General features: G+C 70.7%; 16 protein-coding genes. 1 reads left to right on the top strand and 15 read right to left on the bottom strand.

Going from position 1 to position 15,516, the window contains the following annotated elements:
* The 12 genes from ACGF5T_RS02235 to ACGF5T_RS02180 form a co-directional block, all read right to left on the bottom strand.
* Window positions 1-627: an OmpA family protein gene (locus ACGF5T_RS02235; RefSeq protein ID WP_366766052.1), complete on the bottom strand. Its 627-nt coding sequence runs from the start codon at window positions 625-627 to the stop codon at window positions 1-3.
* 8 nt (window positions 628-635) lie between these two features.
* Window positions 636-1,214 (bottom strand): hypothetical protein, encoded by a 579-nt coding sequence (locus ACGF5T_RS02230; RefSeq protein WP_366766051.1) that lies wholly within the window; start codon window positions 1,212-1,214, stop codon window positions 636-638.
* 33 nt (window positions 1,215-1,247) lie between these two features.
* Complete coding sequence (locus ACGF5T_RS02225) at window positions 1,248-1,841, bottom strand: pilus assembly protein TadG-related protein (RefSeq protein ID WP_366766169.1); 594 nt, start codon at window positions 1,839-1,841, stop codon at window positions 1,248-1,250.
* Window positions 1,838-2,038: a hypothetical protein gene (locus ACGF5T_RS02220; protein WP_366766050.1), complete on the bottom strand. Its 201-nt coding sequence runs from the start codon at window positions 2,036-2,038 to the stop codon at window positions 1,838-1,840. The genes ACGF5T_RS02225 and ACGF5T_RS02220 overlap by 4 nt, the downstream gene beginning before the upstream one ends.
* A gap of 384 nt (window positions 2,039-2,422) precedes the next feature.
* On the bottom strand, window positions 2,423-3,316 hold the full coding sequence (locus ACGF5T_RS02215) for a DUF5936 domain-containing protein (protein ID WP_356604108.1): 894 nt from the start codon (window positions 3,314-3,316) through the stop codon (window positions 2,423-2,425).
* A 12-nt stretch (window positions 3,317-3,328) separates the two neighbouring features.
* Window positions 3,329-4,273, bottom strand: a complete 945-nt coding sequence (locus tag ACGF5T_RS02210; protein ID WP_356604106.1) for a type II secretion system F family protein — start codon at window positions 4,271-4,273, stop codon at window positions 3,329-3,331.
* A gap of 36 nt (window positions 4,274-4,309) precedes the next feature.
* Window positions 4,310-5,647 (bottom strand): CpaF family protein, encoded by a 1,338-nt coding sequence (locus ACGF5T_RS02205; protein WP_356604104.1) that lies wholly within the window; start codon window positions 5,645-5,647, stop codon window positions 4,310-4,312.
* Between the two features lie 18 nt (window positions 5,648-5,665).
* A complete protein-coding gene (locus ACGF5T_RS02200; RefSeq protein WP_356604102.1) occupies window positions 5,666-6,028 on the bottom strand; it encodes a TadE/TadG family type IV pilus assembly protein in 363 nt (120 codons plus the stop codon).
* A gap of 1 nt (window position 6,029) precedes the next feature.
* A complete protein-coding gene (locus tag ACGF5T_RS02195; RefSeq protein ID WP_356604100.1) occupies window positions 6,030-6,449 on the bottom strand; it encodes a TadE family protein in 420 nt (139 codons plus the stop codon).
* On the bottom strand, window positions 6,446-7,699 hold the full coding sequence (locus tag ACGF5T_RS02190) for an AAA family ATPase (protein ID WP_356604098.1): 1,254 nt from the start codon (window positions 7,697-7,699) through the stop codon (window positions 6,446-6,448). The genes ACGF5T_RS02195 and ACGF5T_RS02190 overlap by 4 nt, the downstream gene beginning before the upstream one ends.
* Window positions 7,700-7,706: 7 nt before the next feature.
* Window positions 7,707-8,414, bottom strand: a complete 708-nt coding sequence (cpaB, locus tag ACGF5T_RS02185; protein ID WP_356604096.1) for a Flp pilus assembly protein CpaB — start codon at window positions 8,412-8,414, stop codon at window positions 7,707-7,709.
* A gap of 84 nt (window positions 8,415-8,498) precedes the next feature.
* Window positions 8,499-9,347, bottom strand: a complete 849-nt coding sequence (locus ACGF5T_RS02180; protein WP_356604722.1) for a hypothetical protein — start codon at window positions 9,345-9,347, stop codon at window positions 8,499-8,501.
* A 383-nt stretch (window positions 9,348-9,730) separates the two neighbouring features.
* Here ACGF5T_RS02180 and ACGF5T_RS02175 point away from each other — a divergent pair, with 383 nt between their 5' ends.
* On the top strand, window positions 9,731-11,437 hold the full coding sequence (locus tag ACGF5T_RS02175; RefSeq protein ID WP_356604094.1) for a glycoside hydrolase family 18 protein: 1,707 nt from the start codon (window positions 9,731-9,733) through the stop codon (window positions 11,435-11,437).
* Window positions 11,438-11,542: 105 nt separating this feature from the next.
* Here ACGF5T_RS02175 and ACGF5T_RS02170 read toward each other — a convergent pair whose 3' ends face one another.
* The 3 genes from ACGF5T_RS02170 to ACGF5T_RS02160 all read right to left on the bottom strand — a co-directional run bounded on the left by ACGF5T_RS02170 (window position 11,543) and on the right by ACGF5T_RS02160 (window position 15,433).
* On the bottom strand, window positions 11,543-13,102 hold the full coding sequence (locus ACGF5T_RS02170; protein WP_356604092.1) for a carbohydrate-binding protein: 1,560 nt from the start codon (window positions 13,100-13,102) through the stop codon (window positions 11,543-11,545).
* Between the two features lie 200 nt (window positions 13,103-13,302).
* Window positions 13,303-14,625 carry an Nramp family divalent metal transporter gene (locus ACGF5T_RS02165; RefSeq protein ID WP_356604090.1) on the bottom strand — a complete coding sequence of 441 codons (1,323 nt, stop codon included), beginning with the start codon at window positions 14,623-14,625 and terminating at the stop codon, window positions 13,303-13,305.
* A gap of 67 nt (window positions 14,626-14,692) precedes the next feature.
* Window positions 14,693-15,433, bottom strand: coding sequence for a hypothetical protein (locus ACGF5T_RS02160; protein ID WP_366766049.1), 741 nt, complete (start codon window positions 15,431-15,433; stop codon window positions 14,693-14,695).
* Window positions 15,434-15,516 lie beyond the last annotated feature (83 nt).

The raw sequence follows: 15,516 nt of genomic DNA, 5'->3' as shown, positions 1-15,516 counted from the left end.
TCAGGCCTCCGTGCGGGGGAAGGAGACCTCGACCCTGCGGTTCTTCTTGCGGCCGGCCTCCGTGGAGTTGTCGGCGATGGGGTACTGCTCGCCGTAGCCGCGGACCTCGTAGGTGATGTCGGCGTCGTTCAGGGTCTGGGTCAGGACGTCGTGCACGGCGTTGGCGCGTTTCCTGGACAGGACGTCGCCGTGGGCGGAGGAGCCGAGGTCGTCGGTGAAGCCGAAGACGCGGACCCTGGTGGCGTTCTGGTTGCTGACCTCCTCCGCGATCCCCGCGATACGGGACTTCGCCTCGGCGCCGAGCTTCGCGCTGTCCTTGCCGAACAGCACCTCGGCCTGCAGCGCGAAGGTGACGTTCGTGTTGGTGTCCTCACGGCGCTCGTCGCCGCTCTGGTCCTCGACGACCGACTTGATGTCCAGCACCTTCGCCTGCGCGAGCGTGGCACCGTCCGGGATCTTGAGGTCCGGGTCGGCGGGGTCCACCTCGACCGGGGCGGAGGCGGAGGGTTCGGTGCCCGGGGGGTCGTTGGGGTCGTCGGCGTGGGCCGTGGCAGCGCCGTAAAGATTGGTGCTGAGCAGGACGGTGACTGCCGTAAGCACCAAGGTGAGTCGCGGGGTTGAGGTCATGGCGCGCCTCACCCGGAGATGGAGATGGTCGCGCTGGCGAAGGTCGGCAGTTGGAACGTCACTTCGGTGGTCTCCGTCGGCGGAGCAGGGAACTGCATGAACACCGCCAGGCGGTCACCGGATTTGATCGACGAGAAACCCGCGGTCGTCAGCGGGCGACCATCTGTGTCGCGCAGCACGTAGTATCGCTTTTTGCCCTTGGAATCCACGAGTGTGGCCCCGCCGAGCGACCTACCGTTTCTGATGATCTCCGTCTCGTTCCCGCTCAGCGCCGACGGGATCGCGACACTCTTGTCGCCATCGTTCTTCAGGTCCCCGTTCACGGTCAGGAAGCCACCCGAATCACGCTCAGCGGACGAAATACGCAGGATTAGACCGTTGGGCCCCTTCAATTCGGCCAGGGCTTCCTCCGTGCCGCCCTCCTGAGCACTCGGTCCCGACCCGCTCTCCTTGGAAGCGGACGCTGAGGCCTTCGGCTTCTCGTCGTCACCGCCACCACCACAGCCGACGGCACCAGAGGCCAGACCGACGAGAACGGCCAATGCGAGCATCCCCTGACGGGATGTCCTCGTGAACCGAATGCTCATGACTCCGCTTCCTTCGTCCTCATCGTTCACTTGTCAGTCGGCCAGGTGGACATCGAAAAGATCTTCGGGCTCCGGCAGGACCGAGAGGTCGTCCGGGTCGAATTCCCAGTCCTCACCCTTGCAGGAGAGCACCGGCAGCACGTCGTCACCGGCGTCCTCGGCGAGCGGCTTGAAGTCGCACCGGGCTTCGATCACGGCGCTCGCCGACTCCGTCGCCCTCTGGTCCTCCGTCCCCGGCACGATCGTGTCCCCGACGGTGCCGTTGGTCTCGGCAACGACTGTGTAGCCCAGCATCCCATCGGATCCGCAGTCCACGCTCGCATCGTTGAGAGCCGCCAACTCGTGAGCTCGCCAGCAGGAGTCGGGGACCGGCACCTCTCCCTCGAAGATGTCCCGCCAGGTTTCGGGATCCAGCACGTTGGCGAGCCACTCGTCCGCGAGGCGGTCGCGGGTCTCCAGGGCCGCCGCGAGAGCCGCGGCGTCGGCCGCCGACTGGGCGTCACTTCGAGTGGCTGCGGCCTGCCCCACCGCGAAGTACGCCAGCGCCAGCAGAAGCAGGCCCCCCACCACCGTGATGTAGATCGGGAAGGCCTGCCCTGCGTCGCTGCACTCCCGGGGTCGACTCAGCCACCGGTGACTTCGGCGATCTTCGAAGTGATCGCGTCGAAAATCGTCTGCCCGATGTCCGTCCCCGTGATAGCCAGCACGATCGCCACCACCACCGCGATGATCCCCAGGTACTCCACCGCCGTCTGGCCCCTGTCGTCGCGGGCCTGGGTGCGGGTGTGCAGGTAAGCGGTGGTGGTGCGGAGCCAGTTGGTCATGGTGTTCCCCTCCAGGGTGGGCGGTCCTCGGGTCCGAGGGCCGCGGGGCCCGTTCGCAGGCTGTGTCTCGGGCTGTGAGCCGGTCCATCGGGGTCCGTCCCGGAGGCAGGGCGCGGTGGTGGAGGTCCGCAGTGGTCGTGCCGGGCGCGACGGGGGTCACGATCTCCACCTCCCCTGACTCCGGTCGGGTCCCCGGCCGGTCGGGAACACCAGACGACGACTGTCTCACAGTTGATTGCAGCTGCGAAAGGATTTGGATGGATGTGGCACTAGTGGGCAATGAATTGCGGGATGTTGATGTCGTTGTTTCGTGTGCAGTCGCACTCTGTTGGTTGACTTCCTCCCTCGTCCCCGGTCGTGTGGCCGGCATGTGGTCCACCTCCCCTACTCCCCCGTGATGGTCCCGAAGTCCGTCCCCGAGCCCAGGATCAGGCCTGCGCCGAGGAGGATCATCGTGGCCGGGACCATGAAGGTCGTGATCATCATCGTGGCCTTGGGGACCGCGCGGGCGGCCTTGCGGCGGGCGTTCTGGGCGTCCGTGCGGCGCATGTCCTTGGCCAGGGAGACCAGGGTGTCGACGATGGGCGCGCCCAGTTCCTCGCCCTGCTGGAGGGCCGTCACGAACATCGCCACCTGTTCGGAGTCGTTGCGCCGGCGCAGTTCCGCGAAGGCCTCGCGCCGGCTCATGCCGAGGTCCATCTGGCGCAGGGTGATGCGCAGTTCGTCGGCCCAGGGACCCTCGTAGTGGGTGGCCACGCGGTCCAGGGCCTGGCGGAAGCCGAGGCCCGCGCTCACCACGACCGCCAGCACGTCCAGGAAGTCGGGGAGGGTCCGCTCGATGACGTCCTTGCGGATGCGGATCGCCGACCAGATGCCGACCTCCGTCCAGAACGCACCGAAGGCGAGGAGGAGCAGGGCGACCACGAACTGGCCGCGCAGGAGGAAGACCAGGAACCCGACGGCGCCCAGGAAGCCGTAGACCGCGCGGCGGGCGGCGTAGCGGTCGATGGTCAGGCCGCCGGGGTTGCCGGCCAGGTCGATGCGGCGGCGGTACCGCGCGACCAAGGCCGGGCCCATCAGGCGCAGCACGGCGGGCGCGTACCGCATGCCCATGCGGTCGATCAGGGAGTCGACGGCGCCGGTGCGGGTGGAGCCGACCTCCAGGGCGAGGGCCAGGTCGCCGGGGAGTTTGGCGTCGGCCCGGTACATGCGGATGCCGGCGAAGGCCCCCCAGACGCTCAGGGCCATGAGCAGGGCGAGCAGGAGACCGAGGGTCATGGCGTCACCTCCTCAGACGTCGATGCGGGACAGGCGGCGGATGAGGACGAAGCCGACGGCGTAGAGCGCGAAGGCGATGATCACCGCGGCCTGGCCGGCCGGGGACCCCGTCATGCGTTCCAGGGCGCCGTCCTTCACCCCGTTCATGAGGAACAACGAGCCGACACCGAGGACGGGGACGGCGTACGAGGTCATGCTGACCTGGGAGAGCTGGGTGCGGACCTCGCGCCGGGTCTCCTTGCGCTCCTCCAGCGTCTCCGTCAGGTTGCGCAGGGCGCTGACCACCTGGCCGCCCGCGCGGTTGGACAGGACGAGGGTGGTGACCAGGACGACGAGTTCGCGGGAGGGGAGGCGCTCGCCGAGTTCTCCGAGGGCGTCGTCCATCGAGGCGCCGAGGGCAAGTTGGTCGGCCACCTTGCCGAGTTCCTCGCCCGCCGGGGCCTCCAGCTCCTCCGCGGCCATGCCGATGGCGGTGCGCAGGGCGAGGCCCGCCTGGGTGGCGTTGGCGAGGATGCGGGCGAGTTCGGGGAGCTGGTTGATGAACTTCTCGATGCGTTTCTGGCGCTGCCAGTTGAGGAACTGCACCGCCACCGCGATGCCGAGCAGGCCGGCGAGCGGCCCGAAGAAGGGTGCGAGGGCGGCCTGGCCGATCAGCCACAGGCCGGCGACCGCCGCGAGCATGTAGGCGAAGAACTCGCCGGGCGTGACGTCCAGGCCGGTCGCCGCCAGGCGCAGTTCCAGCTGCCGGCCGAGCCTGGTGCGGCGCAGGCGGCGGTCCAGGGTGCGGAAGCGGCGCCGACGGCCGGAGGGGGTGAGCCGGCCCGTGGCGGAGAGACGGTCGACCAGGGCGTCGCGCTGGGCCTTGCCGGCGGCGTAGGAGTGCACGCCGACGACCGCCAGGGTGCAGGTCAGCAGCGTGATGCCGGTGGTGAGCGTGACGAGCGTGTCCAGTTCCATCGGGCGGTACCTACTCGGTTTCCATCGGTTCGGTTCCTACCTGGCCTCTCGGGTGGCGAGCTGGTCCGCGGTGTGGGCCACGCCGAAGGCCTGCGGGATGGGCTGGCTCGCCATGTAGAGGCGTTCGGCGGTGCGGCGCGGGAGGGGGTAGTACTCGAAGACGCCGTCGACGCGGCCGTCGGCGGACATCGGCCGGGCGTTGAAGCGGGCGACCGTGGCCAGGCGGTACGGCTCGCCGCCGTGGCTGGCCAGCAGGGCGATCTCGGTGATGCGGCGGGCGCCGTCGGCGAACCGGGTGAGCTGGACGAGGACGTCGACGGAGCTGTTGATCTGGTCGTGCAGGGCGACGAAGGGGATCTCGACGTCCGACATGGAGGCCAGGGTCTGGAGCCGCATCAGGGCGTCCTCGGCGCTGTTGGCGTGGACGGTGGCGAGGGAGCCGTCGTGGCCGGTCGACATGGCCTGGAGCATGTCCAGGGACTCGCCGCCGCGGACCTCGCCGACGACGATGCGGTCGGGGCGCATGCGCAGGGAGTTGCGGACGAGGTCGCGGATGGTGACGCGGCCCTGTCCCTCGACGTTCGGCGGGCGGGACTCCAGGCGGATGACGTGGGCCTGTTGGAGCTGGAGTTCCGCCGAGTCCTCGATGGTGATGATGCGTTCGGTCTCGGGGATCAGGCCGGAGAGGGCGTTGAGGAGGGTGGTCTTCCCGGTGCCGGTCGCGCCGGAGACGATGATGTTGAAGCGGGCCCGCACCAGGCCGGCGAGCAGGTACAGCATGTGCTCGTCGAGCGAGCCGAGGCCGATCAGTTCCTGGAGGGTGAAGGAGCGGGGGAAGCGGCGGATGGTGAGGGTGGCGCCGGTGAGGGACAGCGGCGGGATGATGACGTTGACGCGCTCGCCGGAGGGGAGCCGGGCGTCGACCATCGGGTTGGACTCGTCGACGCGGCGGTTGACCGTGGAGACGATGCGTTCGATGGTCTGCATCAGCTGGTCCTCGGAGGCGAAGCGCAGCGGCAGCTGCTCGACGCGCCCCCCGCGTTCGACGAAGATCGCGTCGGGGCCGTTGACCATGATCTCCGTGATCGAGGCGTCCTCCAGCAGCGGTTCCAGGATGCCGAGGCCGAGGGCCTCGTCCACGACCCGGCGGATCAGCTGGGAGCGTTCGACGGTGGAGAGGACCGGGCCCTCGCGGCTGATGATGTGCCCGAGGACCCGCTCCAGGCGGGCCCGGCGCTCGGCCGTCGCCAGCGAGCTCATCTCGGCGAGGTCGATCTCCTCCAGGAGCTTGGTCCGGTAGGAGGCGACCAGGTGCGTGTCCTCGCCCCGGCTGCCGTGCTCCTCGGGGGAGTGGATGCGTGCGCGCAGGCTCATGCGTCTCCGGCTCCTCGGTCAGTGGTCCAGCGGCATGGTGGCGGTTCTGGTGGCGTCCCCGAAGTCCCAGCCGGGCACGATCGAGGGGATCTCGACGGTGGCGGTGACCGTCACCTCGTCGCCGCCCTGCGCCTCCGTGCAGTTCGTGCCGTCGGCCAGCCAGCCGCTGACGGCCACCGCGCACGCCGCCTCCGCGCTGCGGTCGAGCGAGGCCCCGCGCGCGCCGGCCCGGGCGGCGGTCCCGGCCTGCTGGGCGGTGTAGGCGATCAGGCCGAGCTGGACGACGGCCATGCCGACGATGATCAGGATCGGGAGGAAGCCGAGGTACTCGATGGCCACCTGGCCCCGGTCCCTCGCCCGGCCGCGCACGGAGTACGGCATCTCAGTCGTCCTCCTCCTCTTCGACGGCCCCCGCGTGCCCGTGCACGGTGTAGGGGAAGCTGACCGTGCCGGGGAAGAGGATGGGCACCTCGATGCGTACGTCGGCGGTGACGTACCCGCCCCCGGTGCCGCAGTCCACGCCGGCGCCCCCCTCCCACGCGCCCGGCAGCTTGTCCCGGCCCGCCTCCTGGCAGGCGCTCTGCCGCGCCCCCGGGCCGGCGGCCGTCGCCGCCCGTACCGCCTCGTCCGCAGCATTACCCGCGAGCGTGTAGGTGTATCCCACGAGGGCGAGCTGCCACAGCACCACCAGCGTGACGATGATGGTCGGCAGCATGCCGAGGAACTCGACGGTGACCTGGCCCCGGTCCCGGCGCGCGCGTCGGAGTGCCTCGCCGCGGATGCGGGCCCGTGACGCGCTCATCCCCCGCCGTCCTTCCGCCGTCGGACGCCCGTGGCCCCCCGGTCGCCGCGGAACCGGCCGGCCTTGCGGTCGGGCTCGGCCGCCCGGACCAGGCCCAGTTCGCCCGCGAGGGCCCACAGGGCCTGCTTCACGGTGCTCCGGCTGTCCAGTTCGTGGACGCGGCCGGCGTCCACGGCGCCCTGGAGCTCCTTGAAGTTGGCGGGGACGGTGGTGGTGGCGACCAGCGTGCCGGTGATCTTCTGGATCAGCGCGGGCTGGATCTCCGTGGCACGGGTGTGCCGGTTGACGACCACGGTGGTCTCCTCGGCCTTGCGGATCTGCAGCCGGTCCCACATCCGCACCGCCCGCTTGGCACCCCGCACGGCGACCACGTCGGGGGTGGTCACCAGCAGCGCCGTGTCCGCCGTCTCCACGGCCGCCGCGCCCGCCCCGCCGAGCTGGGCGCCGCAGTCGATGACGACGACCTCGTAGCGGGAGCGCAGGGCGCCGACGATCTGGCGGGCGGCGCGGTCGGTGACGTCCTCGCCGCGCTCCCCCTCGCCGGGGGCGAGCAGCAGGGCGAGTCCGGTGTCGTGGCGGAAGACGGCGTCGGCCAGGACGCGCGGGGAGATGTCGGTGATGGTGGCGAGGTCGGCGACCGACCGGCGGAACTGGACGTCAAGGTAGGAGGCGATGTCGCCGGTCTGGAGGTCCATGTCGACCAGGGCGGTGGGGCGGCCGGACGCCTGGGCGGCGAGGGCCAGCTGGATCGCCGTCAGGGAGGTCCCCACCCCGCCCTTGGCGCCGCTGACCGTGACGACGGTGCCGCCGGCCCCGGTGAACACGTCGCCGCCGCTGCCCAGGTGCCGGCGGACGCCCACGGACCACTGGGCGACCGCGTGGACGCGGCTGGCGAGTTCCTCGTAGCTGAGCGGCAGGGCGACCAGGCCGCGGGCGCCGTGGTCCATGGCGGCCTGGAAGAGGGCGGGGCCGGGATCGGAGGTGACGAGGATGACGCCGACGGCCGGGAAGCGCAGGGCGACCTCGCGGATCAGCTCCAGGGCCGGCACCGGGCCGATGCGCTCGTGGACGACGACGACCTCGGGCAGTTCGTCGACCGACTCGGCGGCCAGTCGGGCGAGGGTGTCGACGAGCTGGGTGGAGTCGACGACCGGGGCCACCGGTTCGGCGTCGGGGAGCTGGCTGAGCAGGGTCGTGACGGACCGTACGGCGTCCGCGTCGCCGACTGCCGGGAGGATCCTCGTGGGCATACGGGTCTCACTTGTCCTTCGCGAGTTCGTACGTCCGGTCCTTGTCCGGGACCGTGGTGCCGCCGCCGGGCGCCACCAGCGCGAGCCGGACCCGCTGGGCGAACGACTCGGCGTAGGTGATGCGCTGGGCGTCGATGGTGGACAGGGCGAAGGTGATGGGGACGGCGTCGGTCGGTTCGCGGTCCCGGCTGTCCTCGTCGGGCTTCAGCGGGGTGAGGTCGCCGACGTCGATGACCCGGGCGTTCGTCACGATGATCTTGGACTGGGCGGGGTCGCCCTCGCGTGCCCCCTCGAAGGTGGCGTAGACGTTGACGGTGGAGCCCGGTGTGATCTTGCCGGCGACGCCGGTCGCCGCGTCGATCATGATGGCGACCTCCTGCTGCCCCGGCTGGAGGGCGGGCTGGTCGACGACCATGTCGCTCTGGAGCAGCGAGCCCGCCTTGAGCGTCGTCACCGCGATCTTGCCGCGGACCTGTCCGAGGTCGGTGACGGCGTTCTCCGACAGCCAGCGCTCGGGCATCTGGATCTTCTCGAACTGCCCCGCGTCGAGGGGCGTGTAGGGCTGCACCTCGTTCTTGAGCCGATAGGCGGTGACCTCGGGCCCGACCTTGGACTTCACGTCGTTGACGACGGACAGCACGCCGGCGAAGGCGCCGAGGGCGCACAGGACCGACAGGATCAGCAGGATGATGCCGCGGCGCTGACGGGAGTTCATGAACCGTGCAACCTCATTGGGGGAATCGGTCGAGCCGGATCGGATGGCGGGGCGGGCGGGGGCGCGGGCGGGTGCCTTGCGGGCCTACCCCGTGAGCGCGCGTCTCTCCCGGTGCTGGAGGGAGCGGCCGGAGTCGGGCCGCCGCTCGTACTCCGGCGGTGTCGCGGAGCAGAAGACGCAGCGGTCGCCGATGACGTCGATGCCGCACCAGTGGCACCGGCTCTGCCGCACCGAGGTGACCAGCTGGTACAGGACGGAGAGGTCGGGCAGGTAGGCGCAGAACTCGGTCAGCTTCCCGGTCCCCCACCAGCGCGCGGACTCGGCGGGCAGCGGCGCCTCGCGCAGCCCCTGCGCACGCCAGGAGGGGGCGAGGGTGCCCGTGACCCAGTCGGACGGGAGCTGCCCCTTGGCGACCAGCAGCCACGTGCCGAACTCGGGCCCGTCCAGGGCGGCCTCCGGGCCGATCCGCACCAGCTGCGGCACGGGGTGCGCCACGACCCCGAACTGGCTGCCGGGCATCCAGGACCTGGCGTGCGACTTGAGGCCGACGGGGACGTGGTCGAGCCGGGCGACGGAGCCGAGGAGCGCGCCGGCGTGGAGGTAGTGGGTGAGCAGGCGGCCGGCCGAGGCGAGCACGCCGGGGCTGAGGTCGCAGGAGGCGAGCTGACGCAACTGGCGGGCCAGCACGGCGAGTCCGAGCGGCGGGAGCGGTGGACGGAACAGGGCGATCCGGTCGGTCTCCAGGAGGGCGCGGACGGTGTGCAGCCGCCGCTCGACGCCCGTCGGGACGGCCCGGGAGCACACCACGATCAGGTGCCCGTGCAGGTCGACCAGCGACTGCAGCTCGGCCAGCACCTGGTCCAGCGGACGCCGGTCCACGTCCTGGAGCACGACCGCGGGCAGCGTCCGCTCGTCGTGCGGCGGCAGCGCCATGTCGGCACTGGTCACGGCAATGGCAGTTGGCACGCGCGGCTCCCCGTCTCCCCATGCCCGTCGGTCCACCGGCGTAACTCCGGCACACCCGGATGACTTCACTGCGTGACTACCTGAGCACTGTATCCACGCGCCTGTGACCGGAGAACAGCGTTTCCTACAGCCGTGGAACAACTTGTGATGTACAAGGTGCGCCAAATCAGGACACGTTGAGCATTTCCCGGTCGCTTCGCGCCCACCCCTGGCCTTCCCCTCCCGGCGCTCGCCAAGTCCGCAGCTCGAGCGTCAAGTTGGTCCGGACCTACCCCTTGACACCCTCAATTGGTCTGGACCACCTTGGGCGGACACACCGCAACGCCCCCACACCCCCAGCGGAGGCCCCCATGGAGCCCGTACGCAGACGGCCCGGCAGACGCACGCAGTTCTGGGCGGGAGCCGTCACCGCCGCGCTCGCCCTCTCGGTCACGGCCGTCGGCCAGGCGTCCGCCGCCGACGTCAACAACGCGAAGAACGCCGGCTTCGAGGCCGGCCTGAGCGACTGGACCTGTTCCGCGAACAGCGGCACGACGGTCTCCTCCCCGGTGCACGGCGGCTCGGCCGCGCTCAAGGCGACGCCGAACGGCCAGGACAACGCCCGCTGCTCCCAGACGGTGAAGGTCAAGCCCGGCTCGACGTACACCCTGGGCGCCTGGGTGCAGGGCGGGTACGCCTACCTGGGCGTCACGGGCACGGGCACGACGGACGTGTCCACCTGGACCCCCGACTCGGCCTCCTGGAAGCAGCTGTCGACCCGGTTCACCACGGGCTCCTCGACGACCTCGGTGACGGTGTACACCCACGGCTGGTACGGACAGGCGGCCTACCACGTCGACGACCTCTCGGTCTTCGGTCCGGACGGCGGCGGGGGCGGCGACGGCCCCGGACCCACCGTGCCGGGCGCCCCGGCGGGCCTGAACGTCACCGGTACCACCTCGTCGTCGGCGTCCCTGGCCTGGAACGCGGTCTCCGGCGCCACCGGCTACAGCATCTACCGCAACGGCACGAAGGTGACCGCGGTGACCGGCACCTCGGCGACGGTGACCGGCCTCGCGGCGGCCACCTCGTACTCCTTCCAGGTCACGGCGACGAACGCGGCGGGCGAGTCCGCGAAGTCGACGGCCGTGACGGCCCGCACCACCGAGCAGGGCGGCGGCGGGGGCGGCGACCTGCCCAAGCACGCGGTGACCGGCTACTGGCAGAACTTCAACAACGGGGCGGCGGTCCAGCGGATCTCGGACGTCTCCTCCCAGTACGACATCATCGCGGTCTCCTTCGCGGACGCGACGACCACCCCGGGCGCGGTCACCTTCAACCTCGACTCGGCCGGGCTCGGCGGCTACACCGTCGACCAGTTCAAGGCCGACGTGCGGGCCAAGCAGGCCGCCGGGAAGAAGGTCATCATCTCGGTCGGCGGCGAGAAGGGCACCGTCTCGGTGAACGACTCCGCCTCCGCGGCCAACTTCGCCGACTCGGTGTACGCCGTGATGCAGGAGTACGGCTTCGACGGCGTCGACATCGACCTGGAGAACGGCCTCAACCCGACCTACATGACGCAGGCCCTGCGCGCCCTGTCGGCGAAGGCCGGGCCGGACATGATCCTCACGATGGCGCCGCAGACCATCGACATGCAGTCCACGTCGGGCTCGTACTTCCGCACCGCGCTGAACGTGAAGGACATCCTCACGGTCGTCAACATGCAGTACTACAACAGCGGCTCGATGCTGGGCTGCGACGGCAAGGTCTACTCCCAGGGGACGGTCGACTTCCTCACCGCGCTGGCCTGCATCCAACTGGAGAACGGCCTCGACGCCTCCCAGGTGGGCCTCGGCGTGCCGGCCTCCACCCGGGCGGCCGGCGGCGGCTACGTCGCGCCGTCGGTGGTGAACGCCGCCCTGGACTGCCTCACCAAGGGCACGAACTGCGGCTCCTTCAAGCCGTCCAGGACCTACCCCGACCTGCGGGGCGCGATGACCTGGTCCACCAACTGGGACGCGACGGCGGGCAACGCCTGGTCCAACGCGGTGGGCGCCCACGTGCACGCGCTGCCGTAGGTCCCCCCGGTGCGGTCCGGCCCCTGGCGCTCGGAGCGCCGGGGGCCTTTCCGCACCGGCCGTCCGCACCGGCCGTCCGCCTCGGTCACTGCCGGCGGGGCGCGGTCACCCCTTGAAGGTCACCACCAGGCGGCCGTCCGCGGCGAAGGACCAGCGCGGGGCTCCGGCGTACGACGAGCAGCGGGAGCCGTTGGAGCCGGACCAGAACTGGTTGGACCCGTCGGCGTTGCCGATGATCCGGTCGTTCGAGCCGCTGTCGCACGAGGTGTTGTTCCGGAACACGGAGTCGCCGTCGTCGAAGTTGAAGTTGCGCTCCTCGTTGCCGACGCTGATGTTGTCCGACACCTGCATGGTGCCCGGGTTGCTGTTGTAGGTGAACCCGTGCTTGCCGTTCCCGTAGGCGATGCTGCGCCGGACGACGTGGTCGACCTCGATGTCCTCGCCGCCGAGCTTGTAGCCGTTGCGGTCGCCGTTGCCCGCCTGGGAGCCGTCACTGAGGGTGCCGTTCTCGAGGGCGAGGGAGTCCTCGATGGTCACCGCTCCGATCGCGCCGGTGTCGGACTTGGTGTAGAGGTCCCAGCCGTCGTCGATGTTGTTGTGGGCGACGGCGTAGCGGAAGACGTTGCCGGGGCCGGAGGTGAGCTTCGCGGCGAAGCCGTCGGCGTCCTCGCCGTCGGAGTCGGCGTTGTCGTGCGAGACCGCGCTCAGCACGAGGTTGTTCGACGGCCACTGGGCCTTGGGCGTGCTGGAGAGCATCCGGGACAGCTGGAGGCCGGTGTCCCGGTTGAAGCGGGTCACCGTGCGCTCGAAGATGTTGTTGCTGCCGCCGACGAAGATGCCGTTGTCGCCGGCGCGCTCGACGACGAGGCCCTTGACGTGCCAGTACGAGCCGTTCACCGCGAGGCCCCGGTTCGCCGGGTCCTCGCTCTGGGCGGAGAAGTTCAGCACCGGGGTCTCCCCCGGGTAGGCGGCGAGTGTCTTGCGGGCCGCGGAGGTGCCGTCGTTGCCCTGCGGGACGGTCACCGTCTGGGAGTAGCGGTAGGTGCCGCCCCGCAGGTAGATCGTGCCGCCGGGGGCGACCCGGGTGAGCGCCGAGGTGAGCGTGGTCGGGTCGGACGCCGTGCCGGTGGCGCCGTCGGTGCCGTTCGGGGCCACGTGGAGGGTGCCGGTGGTGGGGGGCGGGGTGGTGGTGCCGCCGTCCGTCTCCACCTCCACGTAGTCGACGTTGGGCAGGCCGGCCGAGGTGGTCGGGGTGAGGCGGACGGTGTTGCCGCCGGCTCTCAGGGGCACCTCGAACTCCCGGGTCGCCCAGGTGCTCCACGCGCCGGTGCCCTCGAAGGGCGCGGAGGCTACCGTCGTGCCGTTCACCACGATGTTCGCGGGGCGCTGCGTGCCGGTGCCGTTGGCGAAGCGCACCCGGAGGGTCGCCGTGCCCGCCGCGGGGGCGTCGACCGTGAACTGGGCGTGGGCGCCCGTCGCGTTGGTGCCGTTGCAGAAACCACCGCCCGAGTAGCCGGACCAGTCGGAGTCGACGGTGCCCGTGCAGCTCGCCGGGGCGGATTCGGCCTCGTAGCGGGTGGTGGCGGCCTGCGCCGGGTTGCCGGACAGGGCGACGAGCGTTCCGGCCAGGAGGCCGGCACTGGCGATGACGGGTCTGCGAAGCATCGTGGGTCTCCGGATCGTCGATGAGCCATGAGTGAGCCGCGGAAGGAGAAAGCGCTTTCACGCAAGCTACGACCGTGTTGCGAACACGTCAACGGTTAGGTACGTGATTGCCGTTCATGGTCTTGAACATCGACGGGGCCCGGCGGCCGCCATGTCGACGGCGGTGTCGTCGACATGGCGGCCGGACGGGAACGAGACCCCTAGAAGAACTCCGACCACGGCTGGTCCCAGACCTGCTTCACGCACAGCACCAGGAACAGCAGGCCGGCGACGGCCAGCATGCCGTTGCTCAGCCAGCCGTTGCGCCACTCGCGCGGCGTACGGCCGGAGTTGAGGAGCCACAGCAGGGTCAGGGCGAGGAAGGGCATGAAGGCGGCGCCCAGGACGCCGTAGATGATGATCAGGCGGAAGGGCTCGTCCTGGAAGAGCAGGATCATGGGCGGGAAGGTGAGCCACAGCAGGTAGGCGCGGAAGGCCCAGGAGCGTTCGCGGCGCCCCGAGGCCAGTTCCTCGCCCCTCGCCTGGCGCTCCCCCCGCTGCCGGGACAGGAAGTCGGCGAACATCAGGCTCACTCCGTGCCAGACGCCGATCAGCGAGGTGAAGGACGTGGCGAAGAAGCCGACCAGGAACAGCTTCCCGGTCGCCGTCCCGTACTCGTCCTCCAGGATGTCGCCCAGCTGGATCAGGCCCTTGTCCCCGCTCGCGATCGCGATGTTCGCCGAGTGGAGCAGCTCCGCGCCGACGAAGAGCATGGCGACCACGAAGATGCCGGTGGTGGCGTAGGCGACCCGGTTGTCCAGGCGCATGACCTTCATCCAGCCGGTGTCGGTCCAGCCCTTGGCGTTGACCCAGTACCCGTACGCGGCGAGCGTGATGGTGCCGCCCACGCCGCCGATCAGGCCCAGGGTGTTGAGGACGGAGTCCTTCTCGTCCGGCAGGACCGGGAGGAGGCCGGCGAAGGCGTCGCCGAGGTTGGGTGTCACCCGGATCGCCAGGTACACCGTCACCACGAACATGACGCCCACCAGGACCGTCATGACCTTCTCGAAGACCGCGTACTTGTTGAACCAGACGAAGACCAGGCCGACCAGGCCGCACGCGATGCCCCACCACTCCAGGTCCATCACGTCCGGGAACAGCGCCTGCAGCGGCAGGGCGCTGGAGGACATCGCCGCCGCTCCGTAGACGAAGCCCCAGATCACGGTGTAGACCCCGAAGAACCAGGTGGTCCAGCGGCCGAGGCCGGCCCAGCCGTCGAAGAGTGTGCGGCCGGTGGCCAGGTGCCACCGGCCGCAGGCCTCCGCGAGCGAGATCTTCACCAGGCAGCCGAGGACCGCGGCCCACAGCAGGGTGTAGCCGAAGTTGCTGCCCGCGATGAGCGTGGCGACGAGGTCGCCGGCGCCCACACCGGTCGCTGCCACGACGATGCCGGGGCCGATGTAGCGCCAACTGGACTTACGGGGAGCCGAGTCGGTGCCGCCCGGCCCGCCGGTGTCTGCGATGTTGCCCGTGGTGTCCGCCATGCGGGCCAACCAAGCCCATGACCGCCGGTGGGACAAGAGGGCGTGCGCGGATCTTCACCCGATGCGCTTACTCGTCGCCGTCGGCCTTGCCCTTGGCGCCGTTCTGCGCATCAGGCTCCGCGCCGGCCTGCGCATCGGGCTTCGCGTCAGGCTTCGCAGCGTCTCGCGCGTCGGGCTTCGCGTCGTCCCGCGCGTCGTCCCGCGCGTCAGGCTTCGCGTCGTCCCGCGCGTCGGACTTCGCGTCAGGCTCCGCGCCGTCCTGCGCCTCGGGCGTCGCGTCGTCCTCGAAGTACGCGTCCAGGACCTCGTCCAGGGCGGACTCCCACTCGGGGAAGACGCTCCTGGACTTCGCCTCGATCTCGATCGGGTACCAGCGGCGGTCGGGCGTGTGCACCGTCACCGTGAACCGCTTGCCGAAGCGTCCCGTCTCCGTCTCCACGGCGCCGACCTCGTCCCAGCGGAACTCGCAGCTCTGGTCGTCGAGGGACAGGCGTACGCCCCTGTGGTCGGCGACGATCCTGGCGCGGCGGTCGGACGCCTCGAAGACGGGGCCGTCGGGGACCTCTTCGTCCGGTTCTCCGGACTGCTCGGCGGACTCCCCGGCGGGCTCCGCGGCGGACGGGTCCCCGGCCGGGGCCTCCGCCGCGTCGCGGACCTCCCCGGGCCCCGTCCCGGACTCCGCCTCCGGCTCGTCCGCTTTCGCGTCCTGCGGCCCACGGGTCACGGGCGCGGTGAGCCCGGGGATGAAGGCCGGGTCGAATCCGGCGCCTTCCAGGGGCTGGCTCGTCGATCCTCTGCGCTGCTCCACAGCGGGCAGTATGGTCGACGATCCTGTGCCGGACACAGCCAGCCCCAACTTCGTTATCAGACGCCTACACGAGACGTCCTACG

Source organism: Streptomyces sp. NPDC047853 (assembly GCF_043204535.1).
Lineage (GTDB): Bacteria > Actinomycetota > Actinomycetes > Streptomycetales > Streptomycetaceae > Streptomyces.
The sequence above is the reverse complement of the archived record's forward strand: the minus strand, read 5'-3'. Positions and strand labels throughout refer to the sequence as shown.

Bases quoted from the DNA above. Each gene is read 5' to 3' on its own strand.
- ACGF5T_RS02235 (WP_366766052.1), bottom strand. From the start codon at position 627: ATGACCTCAACCCCGCGACTCACCTTGGTGCTTACGGCAGTCACCGTC.
- ACGF5T_RS02230 (WP_366766051.1), bottom strand. From the start codon at position 1,214: ATGAGCATTCGGTTCACGAGGACATCCCGTCAGGGGATGCTCGCATTG.
- ACGF5T_RS02220 (WP_366766050.1), bottom strand. From the start codon at position 2,038: ATGACCAACTGGCTCCGCACCACCACCGCTTACCTGCACACCCGCACC.
- ACGF5T_RS02215 (WP_356604108.1), bottom strand. From the start codon at position 3,316: ATGACCCTCGGTCTCCTGCTCGCCCTGCTCATGGCCCTGAGCGTCTGG.
- ACGF5T_RS02210 (WP_356604106.1), bottom strand. From the start codon at position 4,273: ATGGAACTGGACACGCTCGTCACGCTCACCACCGGCATCACGCTGCTG.
- ACGF5T_RS02205 (WP_356604104.1), bottom strand. From the start codon at position 5,647: ATGAGCCTGCGCGCACGCATCCACTCCCCCGAGGAGCACGGCAGCCGG.
- ACGF5T_RS02200 (WP_356604102.1), bottom strand. From the start codon at position 6,028: ATGCCGTACTCCGTGCGCGGCCGGGCGAGGGACCGGGGCCAGGTGGCC.
- ACGF5T_RS02195 (WP_356604100.1), bottom strand. From the start codon at position 6,449: ATGAGCGCGTCACGGGCCCGCATCCGCGGCGAGGCACTCCGACGCGCG.
- ACGF5T_RS02190 (WP_356604098.1), bottom strand. From the start codon at position 7,699: ATGCCCACGAGGATCCTCCCGGCAGTCGGCGACGCGGACGCCGTACGG.
- cpaB (WP_356604096.1), bottom strand. From the start codon at position 8,414: ATGAACTCCCGTCAGCGCCGCGGCATCATCCTGCTGATCCTGTCGGTC.
- ACGF5T_RS02180 (WP_356604722.1), bottom strand. From the start codon at position 9,347: ATGGCGCTGCCGCCGCACGACGAGCGGACGCTGCCCGCGGTCGTGCTC.
- ACGF5T_RS02175 (WP_356604094.1), top strand. From the start codon at position 9,731: ATGGAGCCCGTACGCAGACGGCCCGGCAGACGCACGCAGTTCTGGGCG.
- ACGF5T_RS02170 (WP_356604092.1), bottom strand. From the start codon at position 13,102: ATGCTTCGCAGACCCGTCATCGCCAGTGCCGGCCTCCTGGCCGGAACG.
- ACGF5T_RS02165 (WP_356604090.1), bottom strand. From the start codon at position 14,625: ATGGCGGACACCACGGGCAACATCGCAGACACCGGCGGGCCGGGCGGC.